This is a genomic window from Janthinobacterium sp. HH102 (genome assembly GCF_001758625.2).
Classification (GTDB): Bacteria; Pseudomonadota; Gammaproteobacteria; order Burkholderiales; family Burkholderiaceae_D; genus Janthinobacterium.
Window position 1 is genome coordinate 5,088,995 of sequence record NZ_CP062062.1, and the last position, 16,666, is coordinate 5,105,660.

Consider the following 16,666-nt stretch of genomic DNA (forward strand, 5'->3'; position numbering starts at 1 on the left):
AGCGGAAGGCTGGGGTCAGACCCGGCGGGTCTGACCCCGGTATTTACCCCAGCCGCACGGGAATGAAGATCTTATCGGGGCCGCGCTGTATCAGCAAGGCCACCGACTTGGCGGATTTTTCCACCACGTCGCGCACCTGCTCGACCGTGTTGACGGGACGGCCATTGACCGACAATAGCACGTCGCCCGGCTGCACTCCGGCATTCGCGGCGGCACCGCCCGCGTCTTCCACCAGCAGGCCGGCGCTGATGCCCGCCTCGCGTTTTTCATCCGATTGTAACGGACGCAGGGCCAGGCCCAGCTTTACCTTGCCGGCGGCGCTGTCGCTCTTGGCCACTTCGGCCACCTTGTCGGCCGCATTGCCCAGGGTTGCCGTCAGGCTGACGATCTTGCCGTCACGCCAGACATCCATGGTGATCTTGTCGCCTGGCAAGGACGTGCCCACCAGCGCCGGCAAGTCGGCCGAGCCGATGATGCGCTGGCCATTCACCTTGCGCACGACGTCGCCCGATTTCAGGCCCGCCTTGTCGGCCGGGCTGCCCCGCTCGACGTTGGCCACCAGCGCGCCTTCCGGCGTGGCCAGCTTGAACGAGTCGGCAAAGCCCTGGTTGACTTCCTGCACCGTCACGCCCAGCTTGGCGTGGCTGGCCTTGCCCGTGGCGACGATCTGGTCCTTGATGCGGCCGGCCAGGTCGATCGGGATGGCGAACGACAAGCCCTGGAAGCCGCCCGTCTGGCTGTATATCTGCGAATTGATGCCGACCACTTCGCCGCGCGTGTTGAACAGCGGACCGCCCGAGTTGCCGGGGTTGACCGCCACGTCCGTCTGGATGAACGGCACATTGCTGTCGTCGGGCAGGGAACGCCCCTTGGCGCTGACGACGCCGGCCGTCACCGTGCTGTCAAAGCCGTAGGGCGAACCGATGGCCAACACCCATTCGCCCACTTTCAGGTCGCTCGAATGGCCGAGCGGCACGACGGGCAGGTTGTTGGCGTCGATTTTCAGCACGGCGATGTCGGTCTTCGGGTCTGTGCCGAGCACCTTGGCGCGGAATTCGCGGCGGTCGTTGAGCTTGACGGTCACTTCGCGCGCATCGCGCACCACGTGGGCGTTGGTCATGATGACGCCGTCGGGGCTGACGATGAAGCCCGAACCGAGGCCGTGCGTGGGCACGTCGCGCCCGCCCCGCTGTCCGCCTTGCGGGCCCTGGAAGCGGCGGAAGAATTCGAAGAAGGGGTCGTTGCCGAAGTCGTCGTTGCCGGCCTGGGCCGATGGGTCGTAGGCCACCTTGGTGCTGCCCGTGACGCTGATATTGACGACGGCCGGGCTGTTGCGCGCGGCGATCTGGCTAAAATCGGGCAAGGCCACCAGCGGCGCGCTGGCTGCAGGCGCCACGGCGGCAGCCACGGGGGCGGCGGGGGCGCCAGCGGCGGCGGCATTCGCGCCGGCATTGTTCTGATGCACCACCATGGCGCCGCCGGCGCCCAGCACACCGATCGCGGCCAGCGCGGCTACGGTGCGTTTGATTTTCAGGGATGCGGTATTCGTTTGCTGTTCCATGAATTGCTCCTCATTCAATGAGATTTTGATGTATGCAATATTGGGCCACGAGTCTTAGGCGGTGCTTAACATTTTTCCATTTGGAAACAGGCATTTGCGCCTTTAAGCAGGGTTTAATCTTGCGTGCCGCATGACAATCAATGGAAGCCCGAACGGGCTCCGGACGTGACACTGGCCGGATCAACCGGCCAGTATTTTACTGCATGGGAGAAGCTAGCCCGGGCGCCCTAGGGGCGCCGCGATCAGATCAGGCTGCCTGGCGCTGTTCCAGCACACTGACGGTATCGCTGCCGGTGCCGGTACCGATCTCGATCTTGCGCGGTTTCAGCGCTTCCGGCACTTCGCGCACGAGGTCGATGGTCAGCATGCCGTTTTCAAACGTGGCGCCCGTGACCTTCACGTGGTTGGCCAGCTGGAAACGCTGTTCGAAATCGCGGGCAGCGATGCCGCGGTGCAAGAACGTGCGCTCGACGCCATCTTTCTGCTTGCGGCCCGTGACGTGCAGCGAGTCGCGTTCGGTGATGATGTCGATCTCTTCGCGCGAGAAGCCCGCCAATGCCATCACGATGCGGTATTTATCTTCCGACACCAGTTCGATGTTGTAGGGCGGATAGCTCGGTTGCGCATCGGCGCGCTGTTCGTTGAGCAGCTGTGCCAGGCGGTCAAAGCCGATGGCGGAACGATACAGAGGAGCAAGGTCAAAAGTACGCATGATAAATATCCTTTTCAAATGAAGCGATAAGAGGGGCGGACCTCACCATGAGCATCCGCCTGTTACCGATATACGGCCTCTCCAGTCCCTTTCAAGGCCTTGAAATTGGCGTAAAACGCCCCAGACGCCCTCAAATTTGTAAGAAATTTTTACAGAATGCTAGACTCGGCCTTTGTCCTCCCCGCCGCCCCGCTCCATGCCCTATTCCCGTGCCGTCCTGTCCCTGTCCTTCTCGCTTCTCGTTTCCACTGCGGCCCAGGCCGCCTCGCCCACTGCTGCCCCCATCGTGCTGCACGTCGATGCCAGCAACGTGGCGCAGCAACTGTTCAGCATCCGCGCAAGCATTCCCGCCGCGCCCGGCAAGCTGACCTTGCTGTATCCGCAATGGGTGCCGGGCAACCACGGCCCCAGCGGCCCGCTGAACCAGCTGGCCGGCCTGCGCCTGTCCGCCAACGGCCAGCCCCTGGAATGGCGGCGCGACCCCGTCAATATGTTCGCCTTCCACCTCGACGTGCCGGCCGGCGCCACGGCCGTGGAAGCGCAATACCAGCTCCTTTCGCCCGTCGACACGAGCCAGGGCCGCATCACCATGACAAGCGCCATGCTGGGCGTGCAATGGCATGCGATGACCCTGTATCCGGCGGGCCGCGCCGCGCGCGACATCCTCGTGCAACCGAGCCTGACCCTGCCGGCCGGCTGGGAATTTGCCAGCGCCCTGGAAGTGCGCGCGCGGGCGGCCACGCCGGCCAGCCAGCAAGTCGATTTCGAGCCGCTGGACCTTGACACCCTGGTCGACTCGCCCGTCTTTGCCGGCCGCCATGTCGGGCGCATCGACCTCGACCCTGGCGCCAAGGTGCCCGTGCTGCTGAACGTGATGGCCGACAGCGCCGACAGCCTGGAAGCGTCGCCGCAGCAAGTCGAGCAACACCGGGCCATGCTGCAGCAAGCCTACAAATTGTTCGGCGCACGCCATTACCGCCACTATGATTTCCTGCTGGCATTGAGCGACGAGTTCGGCGGCATCGGCCGCGAACACCTGCAGTCGAGCGAAAACGGCGTCAAGCCCGGCTATTTCAGCGAGTGGGACAAGAACGAGGCGGGCCGCGTGCTGCTGCCGCACGAGCTGGTGCACTCGTGGAACGGCAAGTTCCGCCGTCCCGCCGGTCAGGACACGCCGGATTTCAACACGCCGCTGCAAAACAGCCTGCTGTGGGTCTACGAAGGCCAGACGCAATATTGGGGCAATGTGCTGGCGGCCCGTTCCGGCCTGGTGGCGCCAGCCAACATGCGCGACCTGTTCGCCGCCACGGCAGCCCATTACGACGTGATGCCCGGGCGCAGCTGGCGCACCATGCAGGATACGACGAACGATCCCATCATCAATGGCCGGCGCCCCATAGCCTGGAGCAGCTGGCAGCGCGACGAGGATTACTATATGGAAGGCGCGCTGATCTGGCTCGACGTCGACACCACCATCCGCGCACTGTCCCGCGAGCGCCGCTCGCTGGACGACTTCGCCCGCAGTTTCTTTGGCATGCAGGATGGCAGCACCACGCCCCTGCCCTACACCTTCGAGGATGTGGTGGCGGCCCTGAGCGCCGTGCAGCCGCACGACTGGGCCGCCTTCCTGCGCACGCGCCTGGAGAGCCACGGCCCCGGCGCACCGCTCGATGGCCTGGCCCGCGCCGGCTGGAAACTCGTCTACCGCGACACGCCGACGCCCTTCCTGAAAGCGAATGAAGAGCGCAGCGAGAGCACGGACCTGAGCTATTCGCTGGGTTTGACGATCGACAAGGATGGCAAGCTGGGCAAACTGCTGTGGGACGGCCCCGCCTTCCAGGCAGGTTTGTCCGGCAACACGACCTTGCTCGCCGTGAATGGCACGGCTTACACGCCCAAGCTGCTGAAGGCGGCCATCCAGGCGGCCAAGACGAGCCCGCAGCCGATCAACTTGCTGGTCAAAAAGGGCAAGCAATTCCAGACGGTGGCGCTCGACTACCACGGCGGCTTGCGCTACCCGCAGCTGGAGCGCATCGCCGGCACGCGCGACCGCCTGTCGGCCATCCTGCAGGCGCGCTGAGGCGTGGATTGCCCAGTGATTTTGCGCCGCGCCCCCTATGCGGGGCCGGCTTTTGGTGTATGCTGGCGGCATGAACAATGACACCGACATCCAGCTCAGCGGCCCCTTCAAGGCCACCGACGGCTCCGGCCGTGCCCATGACATCAAGGCCATCCGCATCTTCGACGAAGGCTACGGCATCATCGACGTCTACGTCGATTTCGCTGCCCCGCTCGAAGCGGGCGCGTACAAGGACAAGACCCTGGTCGGCCACATCCTGACCCGCCTGCGCAGCCTCGGCTACGTAGGCCCCGACTTCGGCCACGGCGACCTGGGCTTGCAAGACAAGAAACTGATCGTCCTGGAAGCGCCCGAGGAATTTTCCGCCTTTGCCGTCAGCAAGGGCTGGAAGGATCTTTCGGCCGAATTTGACGAAGACTGAGAACACCTGACCAAATCTACTGCGCGTCGCGCTTTGCGGCCGGCGATGCTCACCGTGCTTTAGCACGGCTGCGCTTCTCGGCCACAAATCACTGCCGCTCGCTACGATTTTGTCAGGTGTTGTAAAGTACCAATAGTATCTGCGCCGCGCCAGCTTCTGCTGACGCGGCGTTTTTCATGGGCGACCGCTTAGTTCAGCTTAGTTGATATAACGCGCGCTCCACGCGGCGATGACATTGGCGACATAGGCCGCATCATCGCGCCCCGTCAATAAGTGGTCGGCATCGTCGAGCGAGACGAAGCTTTTCGGGTGCTTGGCTGCCGTAAAGATATCCATCGCGTTCGACAGGCTTACCGTCGTGTCGTTCGGCGCGTGCATCACCAGCAGGGCGCGGCGCAGGCCGGCGATGTGCTCCTTTAAACTGTGGCTGCCAGCGTCGTCGACGAATTGCTGGCGGATGCGGAAAGGCCGCCCTTCCAGCTGCACCAGCGCTTCGCCTTCGGCGGCGATTCGCTCCAGATGCTCGCTGAACATGCGCGTCACGTAGGCGGGCGTGCTCGGCGCGGCCAGGGTGGCAATGGCGGTCGCTTCCGGCACGTGCGCGGCCGCGGCCAGCACGGCGGCGCCGCCCAGGCTATGGCCGATAAGCAATTGCGGAGCAGCATGTCTGGCCCGCAGAAAATCGGCGGCGGCAACCAGATCGTCCACGTTCGACGAAAAATTCGTGGCGCCAAACTCGCCTTCGCTGGCGCCCAGTCCCGTGAAGTCGAAGCGCAGCACGGCGATGCCGTGTTCCGTCAAGCCTTGCGCGATGCGCCGCGCGGCCAGCACGTCCTTGCCGCAAGTAAAACAGTGGGCGAACAGCGCGTAGGCGCGGATGGCGCCGTCGGGCGCGTCGAGGCGCGCCGCCAGCACATGGCCGTGGGCGCCGGGAAAATCTTGCCGTGTGGATTTCATTGTCTCAGATTAAAGCTGCCGCACAGGGCGACCGATGGCGCATTGTAGCGCCGGCCGGCCGCCGCCTGTTTTAACCACGTTTGGGAATATCCACGCCCCTGGCAACGGCTGGCCTGGCCAGGAAAGCGTCCAGCACGCGCTGCACGTTCGGGAAATTGTTAAACCCGACGAGCTCGCCTGCGCCATAGAAGCCCACCAGGCAGCGCACCCAGGGGAAGATGGCGATATCGGCAATCGTGTACTGATTACCCATGATCCAGTCGCGGCCCTGCAGGCGCTGCTCGAGCACGCCCAGCAAACGCTTCGCTTCGCCCAGATAGCGTTCGAGCGGACGCTTGTCTTCGTACTCCTTGCCGGCGAATTTGTGGAAGAAGCCCACCTGGCCGAACATGGGGCCGATACCGCCCATCTGGAACATCAGCCATTGGATGGTTTCATAGCGCAGGCCCGCGTCCTGCGGCAGGAACTTGCCCGTCTTTTCCGCCAGGTACAGCAGGATGGCGCCCGACTCGAACAGGGCCAGCGGCTTGCCGTCGGGACCGTTCGGGTCGAGGATGGCGGGAATCTTGTTGTTGGGATTGAGGGACAGGAAAGCGGGCGACAGCTGGTCGTTCTGCTCGAAGCTGACCAGGTGCGGCTCGTACGCCAGGCCCAGCTCTTCCAACAGGATCGAGACCTTGATGCCGTTCGGCGTGGGCAGCGAGTACAGCTGCAGGCGCTCGGGGTGCCGGGCAGGCCATTTTTGGGTGATAGGAAAGTCGGAAAGCGGTGTCATGGATATCCTTCATTTCAATTAAAGACGCGACGCAAGAAAGCAAGTATAGCCAAGCATGGCCGTTTCAGCAGGACAACCCTTTCAGCCAAACAAGCCATGCAAAAACCAGCGCGGCGCGGCGTCTTCGCCGCTGCCGGCGATGCGTTCGCGGTAGACCCAGTAGTGGGCGTGGTCGAGGCCTTCCGCAATGAAATAATCGCGCGCCTGCGACTGGCCCCACCAGCCCGCTTCGATGCGCTCGGCAACGGACACCATTTTCAGGGGCGAGCCATAGAAGGGCCTGTGCTCGCGCATCAAGAGGGCGATGGGCTGGGCCAGCAGCCAGCCGGGACGGGGCATGCCGGACAAGCCGGGCGGCAAGTCGGGTGGCGCGTTCTTGCCACTGCCCCTGGCCGGCAGCGGCAGCCACTGGTTGGCCGCCTCGGGGCGGTAATCGGCGCGCGGCGCAGCCTGCAAGACATTGTCTGTACCTAGGCGCGCCACCAGCAATTCCAGCAGGCGCTGACGCTCCTGCGGCGTGCCGCCCGGCTCGGGGAACAGGGTCTCGCTGGGCGGCGCCATCGCTTGCACCTGCAGCGCTTCCAGGCTCAGGCCGATCACGGGCGCCTCCAGCACCAGTTGCGCCAGGCGTTCCTTGAGCAAACGCACCAGATGCTCGTCGCGCCAGACGGCTTCGCCCAGCGCCAGGTCGATGACGGTGGGCGGGCGCGCCACCCTGCCCCGCTCGTGCGCCAGCAGCAGCTGTATGCGCTCGACGGCAAATTGCCGCGCGCACAGCCAGCCCGTCATTTGCTGCAGCAGGCGGCGCGCGCCGAACAGCAGCGCGTCGGCGTGCTCCACGCGGTCGAACAGTTCCAGGCTGGCGCGGAACGTGGGCGGCGCCTCGAGCCAGACGAACAGTTCCGTGCTGTGGCCATGCGCGTCGTCGAGCATGTCCAGCAAGGCCCCGCCGCAGCGGCGCTGCAAGCCGGGCCGGGGCAAGTGGCGCAACTGCCCCAGGGTGCGGCAGCCGATGCCCTCGAACCAGTCGAGCCAGGGGCGCGCGGGCGGCAGCAAGGCGCACGGCAAGCCATCGAGCCGGCGCACCAGGCTGGCCATGCTCAAGGTCCGGCCCCGGCGCGTACTGGCGCGCGCCAGCAGCCAGGCACCGCGTGCCGTGGGAGCGCACGACAGCTGGGCCGTGTAGCCGAGCGCGCGCAAGCTGGCCGCAATGTGCCGGCACAGGGCGCGCACGCCGCCGAACAGGCGCAGGCTGGCGCCCGCGTCGACGAGCAGGGTCGCTTCCTCGCCCTGCGCCACCAGCGGCGAATATTGCAGCAGCGCCAGCGCCACCGCCTGCAGGGCCTGCGCTTCCAGCTCGGGCGAGCGCTCGTGCAAACGCGCCTGCGGTGCCAGCATCAGCGCGCCCGCCCGGCGCATGCCGGGCCGGATGCCGGCCGCCAAGGCCAGCGGCGACAGGGCCATCACTTGCTCCTGCTCCAGCACCACGCCGAGGTGGTCAGCCGACCAGCGCGGGCAAAATACTTCGAGCGGGAGCCGGGGCAGGCACAGGCCGATCCAGAGTCGCATGGCGCAGCAATAATGAAGGAGGTTGCAGGGGCAGGAACAACGGCGCGTCGCGCTGCGGTCCCCGGCGCTTGATGAAGCCGATCTCGATGCCGCCGGCGGCCGGGCGCACGGACAGGCGCAGCGGCGCGGGCGACGCATCCTGCGCGCCGTGCAGGGGGCGCAGCATGCAGAACAGGGTGTTGCCCGACTGCGCCGCCAGGTGCAGCCGGCGCAGGCTGTCGGCGCGCACGTGCGATTGCCAGAACAGCAGGGCGCCGCACGTGCCGCTGCGCAAGATGTTCTCGGCCGCCCACAGGGCATCCTTGCTGCCGGCGCTTTTGAGCCACAGCAATTGCGACGGCGCCAGCCCCTGCGCGGCCAGGGCCAGCGCCTGCGGCGGATGGGGCGGCTGCAGCAGCACGATGGGCAAGCCCGGCAGCTGCGCCAGCGCGGGCGCCAGCAGCCGCAATTCGCCGCTGCCCGGCTGCTGCACCAGCAGATCGATAAGGCTGCCGCTGGGCCAGCCGCCGCCGGGCAGCTGCGCCGACAGGGCGGCAAAGCCCGTATCCAGGCAGCGCGCGGCGCCCTGGCCCAGCTGCGACGCACGCCACAGGGACGGGTGCAAGGCTTCCGGCGACGCCATCAATTGGGAATGTTGCATAATTGAATATCAAGATGAATACTGTATGCATATACAGTACTATCCGGACCCGCTTTTGGCAAGGCTTATCTGCGCAGCGCCTGCCCGCAGGCCGCTCCGCCATGTCCGAAAAACCCCGTTTCTGGCATCGATTGCTGTACCATAAGCACTCTCCTTACCGCTCGGCAATGCACCGGGCGGCTTCCTCCGTCCATAAGGAAACGCATTTGACCACCATCCAACTCATCAGCGCCATCGTCTTCGGCCTTGCGCTCATCCACACCTTCGCCGCCAAATCGTTTGAAACATTATCGCGGCGCCACCCCCGCCATGCGGGCTTGCTGCATCTGCTGGGCGAAGTGGAAGTCGTGTTCGGCTTCTGGGCCTTCATCCTGATCATCATCATGGCCTTTGTCTCGGGCAGCGATGCGGCCATCGAGTACGCCGAGTCGCGCCATTACACGGAACCGCTGTTCGTCTTCGTCGTCATGGTCGTGGCCGCCTCGCGCCCCGTGCTCGACGCCGTGCAGCGCCTGTTGAAAGGCGTGGCGCGCGTGATGCCGCTGCGCACGGAACTGGCCCTCGTCTGGCTGGGCCTGGCGCTCGTGCCGCTGACGGGCTCCCTGATCACGGAACCGGCCGCCATGACCCTGGCCGCGCTGATGCTGGCGCCGCAAATCTTCCGCCCGGGCATCCCTGAATGGCTGAAATACGGCGCCTTGGGCGTGCTGTTCGTCAACGTTTCCATCGGCGGTACCCTGACCTCGTATGCGGCACCACCCGTGCTGATGGTGGCCACCACATGGAACTGGGACAGCGCCTTCATGGCCACCCATTTCGGCTGGAAAGCCGCCATCGCCGTGCTGGTCAACGCCACGGGCGTGAGCATTTTGCTGCGCAAATATCTGCACAGCAATACCTCCGACATCAAGCCGAAAGCCGGTGAAGTCGAAGCGCCGAAAGTGCCGCTGGCCGTCAGCCTCGTGCACATGATCGTGCTGGCCGGCGTCGTGACCCTGGCGCATCATCCCGTGCTGTTCATCGGCCTGTTCCTGTTCTTCCTCGGCTTCGTGCAGGCGTATGAGCGCTATCAAAGCCCGCTGATCCTGAAAGAGGGTTTATTGGTCGGCTTCTTCCTCGGCGGCCTGGTGGTACTGGGCGGCATGCAGCAATGGTGGCTGCAACCGATCGTCTCGAGTCTGAAGCCGCTGGCCCTGTTCTTCGGCGCCCTGGGCTTGACGGCAATTACCGACAATGCAGCCCTCACCTACCTCGGTTCGCTGATCGTCGGCATGACGGACGAAGCGAAATACATGCTGATGGCCGGCGCCGTGGCCGGCGGCGGCCTGACCGTCATCGCCAATGCGCCGAACCCGGCCGGCGTGGCCCTGCTGCGCCGCGGCTTCAAGGATGAATCGATCGGCGCCGTCGGCCTGCTGGCCGGCGCCCTGCTGCCGACGGCCGTGGCGGGCCTGGCCTTCCTGGCCTTGTAATCACCCCAGTGCGGCGGCCACCCTGGCCGCCGCTTTAATTGCCTTCGTAGACGAGGAAATGCAGCCGGTCATAGAACAGGCTGTAGGCATAGTCGAACGTGCCCACGCTGCGAAAACCCTTGTGCAGATACACTTGCAGCGCTTCGCTCTTTTCCCACACCGTCAGGGTGATGCGCGCACAGCCCTTACGGCTGGCCAGGTCACGGATTTCATGGAACATCTGCCTGAATAAACCCTGGCCCCGGTATTTCTCGTCGATGGCCAGGCTGCTGACGAAACAGTCGTCGGCGCGCGCATGCGCGAGCACGAAGGCGTCATACGCATCGTCGAGCGCCTTCATATCGTCGCGGTAATATGACACGGCGCCGCAAGCCTGGAACTCGTCCATCGTCGCGGCCGTGAAAAAGCCGATGAAGCGCTCGTCCTCGTCATGCAGGCCGTGGATGTGCGCCAGATACGGATCGATGTTCTGCCGCCGCTGCAATTCGACGAACTGCAGATTGAGTTTATTGCCGAACGAGCAGTATTCCAGATAACTGGTGGCAAACAGCAGTTTGGCCATGCGGTTCTTCGCCTCGTCGCCCAGCAGTTCGCCTGCCACCAGCTTGAGCGGCGCATGCGACAGCAAGCCCGCCTGCGCCTCGTCACCGGGCGGGGCGGCATCGCTGACGGCCGGCATGCGGCTGCCGTGGCGGCCGACGGTGGGGCGCCAGAAATTGCCGGCGGCAATATGCTGCGAACGGTGGGCCAGCAGGTAGCGGCAAAAGACGTCATTTACGCGATCGAGCTGCGGATCGTCCGACAGCACCGAATAATAGTGGAAGTGATCGATGTCCGCCCGCAGCTGTGCCGCATACGCCATGCGCGGCACTTCCTCGATGTCGAACACGTCGACGATGTCGGGCAGGCGCAAAGGATCATCGAGTTGCCAGTCGATCTCGTCGAGCCGCGCCACGCAGCGCGCATACGCGCGCCGCTCTTCGTCGCTCAAGGGGATGTGCATGCCGGTAATGATATCGTCCAGCAGCCGCATGCCGCGGATGCCGCCCGCCACCGCTTCGCGCACGCCGTCATACAGCACGCAATAGCGCTGGTAGAACTCGGCATGGCTGAGCAGGGTCACGCCCAGGTTTTTCTTCCATTCGGCATAGAACTGGCCGAACAGCTGCGCCTCGAACTGCGGACAGGAACGGGGAACCTGCGCAGCGATACCCGCATAGGCGAGGTTCACATTGCGCTGGATCACGCGCAGCGCGGCGTCGTTCTTCTTGGCGATCAGCATGCCCGTTTCATCGAGAAACAGATTCATCCAGCTGACGTGCCGGCGCTCTTCGCTGTCATCACTCTTGCGCTGGAAATAATCGGGCACTTCCGGCTTCATCAGGAAAATCGTCGCCGGATTATGCGGGATCGTATCGACGTCCATGTACATGCCGCCGTATTCGCACATGATGAGGATGCGGAAATAATCGGACAAGGTGGCGAAGTAGCGCTGCGTATGCAGGGTGTCGAGAATGTCGAAGCGGGCCGGCGCGAAATCGAGCGCCAGCGCGCGCAGCGAGTTGATGTGCAGGGTCGTGCCGCCGATGGCATAGCGGCCTATCGTGTAGCGCCCGGCGCCGCCCGTGGGGCTGAAGCGTTCGTCATTGCGCAGCTGCTGCGCATCCCACACCCACAGGATGGAGACATACGGCGCGCCGCCGTTGTGCCGTACTTCTTCCAGCGCCGCGCCCCACTGCCCGATCGCGTCAAATGCGATGGCCGGCAGCGGTCCGCCCATCCAGATGCGGTGCAGGTAGCGCTCGTCGTCACCGAGCGCGCGCGTGGGGATGCAGCTGAGCGAGGAACAGCTTGCCGCATTGAAATGGTTGAAGTTCAGGCCGACGAAGCTGCGCAGGGCGGCGATCCCCGCCTGGTGTTCCGCGGCCAGTTGTTCCAGATCAATGCCTGGGGGCCGCACATCGGCCAGGGTGATGTAATCGAGCTTCAGCCGGTTGATGCGGAACTCGTATTCCAGGTTGAAAATCTTTGCTTGATCGTGTTTTGAGGCCAGGTCATCTATTTTCATGGGCGCACCATTTTCCGCAGGAGAGTGTCAATAAACGTCGCAGGAGGTAAAACAAGGTCGAGAACATGCGCTGCGCCATCAGTGCCGGGCCAGCCGCACCTCGCTTTCCCGGCGCCCCGCCATGCCCCGCGTAAACAACAGCAGGCAGGCGGCGATGACCACGATGACGGGAATATTCAGCAACGCATACGTTTCCAGCGCATAGCCGAAGCGCTGGCACAGCACGTTGTACAGCTGCAGCCAGGCGGACAGATAAATGCAGTACAGCAAGCTCATGGCGGCCGTCGTCAATGTCATCGACTCCTTGCTGGCCGTGATCGCGCTGCGGATCAAGGCGCCGTTGAACAGGCCGAAGCCGATGGAATAGACAAACATGCAGGCCGCAAACACATCGACGTGATGGCGGCCCGCGCCGGCGCCCAGCATGCCGGCCGCCGCGATCAGCCCTCCCATGCGCAGTAGATGGACGAGGGGGAAATCCTGGCGCAGGCGCTGGATGGCGATGCTGCTGAGGACGAAGCCCGACAGAATCACGCATTGCAGTGCGATATAGGTGGCGTAGGAGGCGCCCATTTCCTGCAGCACGAAGATGGGCGAGAAACCGATCCAGGCCGTCAGGGGCACGGTGGCCAGGCCGGCCGTGAACATGCCGAACATGAAGCGCCCGTTGCTGAAAATGGCGGCATAGCTTCGCACGATGGCGGCAAGGTCCAGGCGCGTGACCGTGGGCGCCGTGCGCGGCATGGTCTTGAACAGGCCCAGCAGGGACAACAGCGCCAGCAGGCCCGAGAGGAAAAACACGTAGCGCCAGTCCAGCCGGCTGATGATGGCGCTGCCGAGGATGGGACCGGCCAGGGGCGCAAGGATGGTGGTACTCGACAGAATACTGCTGAGCTTGACGGCGGCCATGTCGTCGAACAGTTCATGGATCATGGCATAGCCGACAAAGATGAAGCAGCAGCCCATGCCCTGGATGAAGCGCACGGCGAGAAATTGCTCGATCGAGGCGGTCAATGGCACGGCCAAGGTGGCCAGCAGGAACAAGGCATTGCCGGTCAACACCAGCTTGCGCTTGCCGATGCAGTCGGCCAATGGCCCCAGGAAAATCTGCAGGGAACTGCCGCCCAGCAAATACAGGCTCAGGGACAGGGGGACAAACTTTTTCTCCGCCCGGAACTCGTCGACGATGCCCAGCATCGCCGGCATGATCATGTCATTGGACAGATAGATATTCAGTTCAAAGACGAGAAAAAACGCAAAAAAACACAGCAACTGCCTGGATTTGATGGACATGGCGCGTTCCGTAACGTGGGTGGCTGCCGTCAGTGCATGCCAGCCGTCGGGGCATGGGACGGCGGACACATCTCACACTGAAAACGTGTACCAATTGTATACCAATTAGTATTTTTAACACTTATTTTTGTGATTTTTAAATACCGCAACAATACCACTTACGATAATTCCATGGCATTGCGGGAATGGCGCCTGCCCTGAAAAGGGCGCGCCAGCATGCCGGCGCGTTGGCGCGGGCATGCCGGGAAGGGAAAAACGATGCGTACCAGTGGGCGCGCGGGGAGCCGCTTACCGGCGGCGGTGGCCGGCGAAGAAATCGAGCAGCATCTTGCTGGCGTCGGGCTTGGCCTTGTCGTTGAACGGCAGGCTGGCGTCGCCGCCGCTCCACGCGTGCTCGAGGTGCTCGATCTGCGCCACGCGCAGCAGCACCTGCTTGCCCACCTGATAATCGTGCAGCGCATAGGCATGGGCCGGATTGCGCCCGCCCGCAGCGCCGCCGGGCAGACGCTGCGCCGTTACCAGCGTGTCGGCGGGCATGCGGTTCACACGCACGCTCTGGCGTACCAGCTGCGTCTGGTTAATGGGACGCACCACCTTGTCGGACAGCCCTTGCAGCAGGATGGTGGGCAGGCGGGGGAACGCGGGCTGGCGCGCCAGCACTTCATCGATGGCCGCATCGGCGCGGGCACTGGCGCCATGCTGCATCACGCCCAGCGCGCCGATCAGGTTATGGCCGGCGCCAAACACAGGGCCCGAATGCAGGCCCAGCGCGGCGAACAGATGCGGGTGATTCAGGGCCACGATATGCGCCATGCCGGCGCCGGCGGAAATGCCGCAGATATAGATGCGCGCGCGGTCGATCGCATAGCGGGCCGCCACCTGCTCGATGGCGCCGACGATCAGGCGCACGTCGCCGCCGCCCTCCTGCGTCAGCTTGTCGTACCACTTCCAGCAGCGGCGCGCATGCGAGCGCAGCGATTGCTGCGGATACAGCACGGCATAGCCCTTGCGCTCGGCCAGGCGGTTCATGCGCGTGCCGTCGGCAAACTGCGTGGCGCTCTGCTCGCAGCCGTGCAGCATCACCAGCAGCGGCCGGCCACGGCTGCGCATGGCGGCGCTCGGCGCTTTTTCGGGCAGGTACAAAAAATAAGGCAGGCGCCGTCCGGGCAACTGCCCCAGTTCCGCCAACGGCGCGTAGTGGGCGGCCAGCCACTTGCCCGGCGGGGGCGCCGTTCGCTTGCGCACGCGCGGTGGCGACAGGGGCGTGGCAAACGGCGCCAGCGAGGGCACGGCGTCGCTGGCGGGCCTGGCGCGCGGCGTCGGCCTGGTCTTGGCCACAGGCTTGCTGCGGGGCTTGGCCCTGGGCTTGGCCCTGGGCTTGGCAGGCACGGGCCCGAACAGCACCTTGGCCAGCTTGGTTGCCGTGCGCTGCTGTGCCTTACCGGCGCGCAATAGCCCGCGCAGCCATTTGGTGGCGGGCTTTACCATGGCGCTCGGCGCGCGTGTCTTGGTGGAGCGTACCGCAAGTTCATCCCTCTGCATCGTTGCATCGTCAGCATGTGCGGCCTCCTCCGTAGAACGCATAGAGTACCGCAATTGGCCGACCACACCGTACGTTTGCACACGGATAAAAGTGCCGCTAAGTAATCCTCAGGAAATTATTGTGAATTTATGACGAACAGAACCGGATGCTATGCAAGGCGCCCACTGCAACGCAGTGCGAGCACTGCTAGCAGTGGGCAAGCCTCGTCGGCCACCTTGCAGAGCGCCGGTTATGGAAGTCAGAAATCATAATAATTTATTGGGGGTTACTTAACACCATTGAGGCAGATCAAACGCGAACAGGTGCGTAAGCTTAATCTGCATGTTCGATCAGCATTTCACCAGAGGAGAGAACACCATGAGCTATCTGGACCGCGACATCCTGGGCATGTACCGCAACCACGACGGCCCGGGGCCAGCCCTGATGGGGGCCGACACCCTGATCGGGGACGAAGTCTACAATCACAACGACGAGGAGCTGGGTGACATCAAGGAAATCATGCTCGACATGCGCACCGGCCAGATCGCCTATGCCGTGCTGTCGTTCGGCGGCATCCTGGGCATGGGCGACAAATTGTTTGCCGTGCCCTGGGAACGCCTGACCCTGGACACCGTCAACAAGCGCTTCCTGCTCAACGTGGATAAAGACCTGCTGAAAAATGCTCCCGGCTTCGACAAGAACAACTGGCCCGACATGGGCAGCGATGCCTGGAACCAGCAGATGGAAGCGTTCTATGGCAGCGGCACGCGCTACAGCAGCGGCGCCATGGCCGGCAGCCGCATGCCATCGGGCAGCGACCTGCGCGGTGGCGCCAGCCTGCAATCGGGCAGCGAAGGCAGCCTGTCCGGCAGCTCCATGAGCGGCAGCCGCGCCGGCACCAGCAGCCAGAGCGGCTCGCGCTCATCGCTCAGCGACGATGATCTCAATAAAGATAGAACGTAGATCGGGCAGACCGGACAGGTCGCACTGGTCGGGTAGGTCGGGTAGGTCGGGTAGGTCGGATTAGCGGCGCAGCCGCGTAATCCGACACCACCAGCGACACCGTTAACAGCGCACCATCCAGCACAGCGCACCATCCAGCGCACCATCGCCCAGGCCAACGATGACGTCGGATTACGCGCGCCCTGCGGACGCGCTAATCCGACCTACCGCTGCATCGATTCCCACACCTTCTGCAAACGCTTGGCAGACACGGGCATCGGCGTGCGCAGTTCCCGTACGAACAATCGGGTAGATCGGGTAGGCCGGATAGGTCAGGTAGGTCGGATTAGCGGCGCACCCGCGTAATCCGACACCACCAGCGACACCGTTAACACCCATCGAAACCCATCAACACCCGTCGACACCATTGACACCATTGACACCCGTTGACACCATCAACACCACCCCATCGCCCAGGCCAACGATGACGTCAGATTACGCGCGCCCTGCGGACGCGCTAATCCGACCTACCGCTGCATCGATTCCCACACCTTCTGCAAACGCTTGGCAGAAACGGACATCGGCGTGCGCAGTTCCCGTGCGAATAATCGTGTAGGTCGGGTAGGTCGGATTAGCGGCGCAGCCGCGTAATCC

13 protein-coding genes are annotated in these 16,666 nt (G+C 64.1%); 4 read left to right on the top strand and 9 right to left on the bottom strand.

What is annotated here, in order from left to right:
• Positions 1–43 precede the first annotated feature (43 nt).
• A complete protein-coding gene (locus JAB4_RS23150) occupies positions 44–1,561 on the bottom strand; it encodes a Do family serine endopeptidase (protein ID WP_070221472.1) in 1,518 nt (505 codons plus the stop codon).
• A gap of 247 nt (positions 1,562–1,808) precedes the next feature.
• Positions 1,809–2,273, bottom strand: a complete 465-nt coding sequence (locus JAB4_RS23155) for an Hsp20 family protein (RefSeq protein ID WP_070221455.1) — start codon at positions 2,271–2,273, stop codon at positions 1,809–1,811.
• A 196-nt stretch (positions 2,274–2,469) separates the two neighbouring features.
• Here JAB4_RS23155 and JAB4_RS23160 point away from each other — a divergent pair, with 196 nt between their 5' ends.
• A complete protein-coding gene (locus JAB4_RS23160) occupies positions 2,470–4,353 on the top strand; it encodes a M61 family metallopeptidase (protein ID WP_070221456.1) in 1,884 nt (627 codons plus the stop codon).
• Between the two features lie 70 nt (positions 4,354–4,423).
• Entirely contained in the window at positions 4,424–4,774 is a 351-nt protein-coding gene (locus JAB4_RS23165; RefSeq protein ID WP_070221473.1) for a hypothetical protein, read from the top strand.
• A gap of 198 nt (positions 4,775–4,972) precedes the next feature.
• On the opposite strand, the gene JAB4_RS23170 is transcribed toward JAB4_RS23165, so the two are convergent.
• The 4 genes from JAB4_RS23170 to imuA form a co-directional block, all read right to left on the bottom strand.
• A complete protein-coding gene (locus JAB4_RS23170; protein WP_070221457.1) occupies positions 4,973–5,731 on the bottom strand; it encodes an alpha/beta fold hydrolase in 759 nt (252 codons plus the stop codon).
• Positions 5,732–5,801: 70 nt separating this feature from the next.
• Positions 5,802–6,506, bottom strand: a complete 705-nt coding sequence (locus tag JAB4_RS23175; protein ID WP_070221458.1) for a glutathione binding-like protein — start codon at positions 6,504–6,506, stop codon at positions 5,802–5,804.
• Between the two features lie 81 nt (positions 6,507–6,587).
• A complete protein-coding gene (locus JAB4_RS23180; protein ID WP_071650200.1) occupies positions 6,588–8,075 on the bottom strand; it encodes a DNA polymerase Y family protein in 1,488 nt (495 codons plus the stop codon).
• Positions 8,005–8,715 carry a translesion DNA synthesis-associated protein ImuA gene (gene imuA, locus JAB4_RS23185; protein ID WP_070221460.1) on the bottom strand — a complete coding sequence of 237 codons (711 nt, stop codon included), beginning with the start codon at positions 8,713–8,715 and terminating at the stop codon, positions 8,005–8,007. Before imuA ends, JAB4_RS23180 begins: the two co-directional genes overlap by 71 nt.
• A gap of 206 nt (positions 8,716–8,921) precedes the next feature.
• On the opposite strand from imuA, the gene JAB4_RS23190 reads away from it, so the two are divergent.
• A complete protein-coding gene (locus tag JAB4_RS23190) occupies positions 8,922–10,187 on the top strand; it encodes a putative Na+/H+ antiporter (RefSeq protein WP_070221461.1) in 1,266 nt (421 codons plus the stop codon).
• A 34-nt stretch (positions 10,188–10,221) separates the two neighbouring features.
• On the opposite strand, the gene JAB4_RS23195 is transcribed toward JAB4_RS23190, so the two are convergent.
• The 3 genes from JAB4_RS23195 to JAB4_RS23205 form a co-directional block, all read right to left on the bottom strand.
• Complete coding sequence (locus tag JAB4_RS23195; protein WP_070221462.1) at positions 10,222–12,255, bottom strand: GNAT family N-acetyltransferase; 2,034 nt, start codon at positions 12,253–12,255, stop codon at positions 10,222–10,224.
• Positions 12,256–12,333: 78 nt separating this feature from the next.
• Entirely contained in the window at positions 12,334–13,548 is a 1,215-nt protein-coding gene (locus tag JAB4_RS23200) for an MFS transporter (RefSeq protein ID WP_070221463.1), read from the bottom strand.
• A gap of 288 nt (positions 13,549–13,836) precedes the next feature.
• Positions 13,837–15,036, bottom strand: a complete 1,200-nt coding sequence (locus tag JAB4_RS23205; RefSeq protein WP_070221464.1) for a PHB depolymerase family esterase — start codon at positions 15,034–15,036, stop codon at positions 13,837–13,839.
• A 412-nt stretch (positions 15,037–15,448) separates the two neighbouring features.
• Here JAB4_RS23205 and JAB4_RS23210 point away from each other — a divergent pair, with 412 nt between their 5' ends.
• The gene (locus JAB4_RS23210; RefSeq protein WP_070221465.1) at positions 15,449–16,033 is read left to right on the top strand and encodes a PRC-barrel domain-containing protein; all 585 of its coding nucleotides are present in this window, start codon (positions 15,449–15,451) and stop codon (positions 16,031–16,033) included.
• Positions 16,034–16,666: the final 633 nt, after the last annotated feature.

What these genes read in the sequence shown, in the direction of transcription:
- JAB4_RS23210 (WP_070221465.1), top strand. Translation starts at nt 15,449, where the DNA reads ATGAGCTATCTGGACCGCGACATCCTGGGCATGTACCGCAACCACGAC.
- JAB4_RS23180 (WP_071650200.1), bottom strand. Translation starts at nt 8,075, where the DNA reads ATGCGACTCTGGATCGGCCTGTGCCTGCCCCGGCTCCCGCTCGAAGTA.
- JAB4_RS23165 (WP_070221473.1), top strand. Translation starts at nt 4,424, where the DNA reads ATGAACAATGACACCGACATCCAGCTCAGCGGCCCCTTCAAGGCCACC.
- JAB4_RS23205 (WP_070221464.1), bottom strand. Translation starts at nt 15,036, where the DNA reads ATGGTAAAGCCCGCCACCAAATGGCTGCGCGGGCTATTGCGCGCCGGT.
- JAB4_RS23175 (WP_070221458.1), bottom strand. Translation starts at nt 6,506, where the DNA reads ATGACACCGCTTTCCGACTTTCCTATCACCCAAAAATGGCCTGCCCGG.
- imuA (WP_070221460.1), bottom strand. Translation starts at nt 8,715, where the DNA reads ATGCAACATTCCCAATTGATGGCGTCGCCGGAAGCCTTGCACCCGTCC.
- JAB4_RS23170 (WP_070221457.1), bottom strand. Translation starts at nt 5,731, where the DNA reads ATGAAATCCACACGGCAAGATTTTCCCGGCGCCCACGGCCATGTGCTG.
- JAB4_RS23150 (WP_070221472.1), bottom strand. Translation starts at nt 1,561, where the DNA reads ATGGAACAGCAAACGAATACCGCATCCCTGAAAATCAAACGCACCGTA.
- JAB4_RS23160 (WP_070221456.1), top strand. Translation starts at nt 2,470, where the DNA reads ATGCCCTATTCCCGTGCCGTCCTGTCCCTGTCCTTCTCGCTTCTCGTT.
- JAB4_RS23195 (WP_070221462.1), bottom strand. Translation starts at nt 12,255, where the DNA reads ATGAAAATAGATGACCTGGCCTCAAAACACGATCAAGCAAAGATTTTC.
- JAB4_RS23155 (WP_070221455.1), bottom strand. Translation starts at nt 2,273, where the DNA reads ATGCGTACTTTTGACCTTGCTCCTCTGTATCGTTCCGCCATCGGCTTT.
- JAB4_RS23200 (WP_070221463.1), bottom strand. Translation starts at nt 13,548, where the DNA reads ATGTCCATCAAATCCAGGCAGTTGCTGTGTTTTTTTGCGTTTTTTCTC.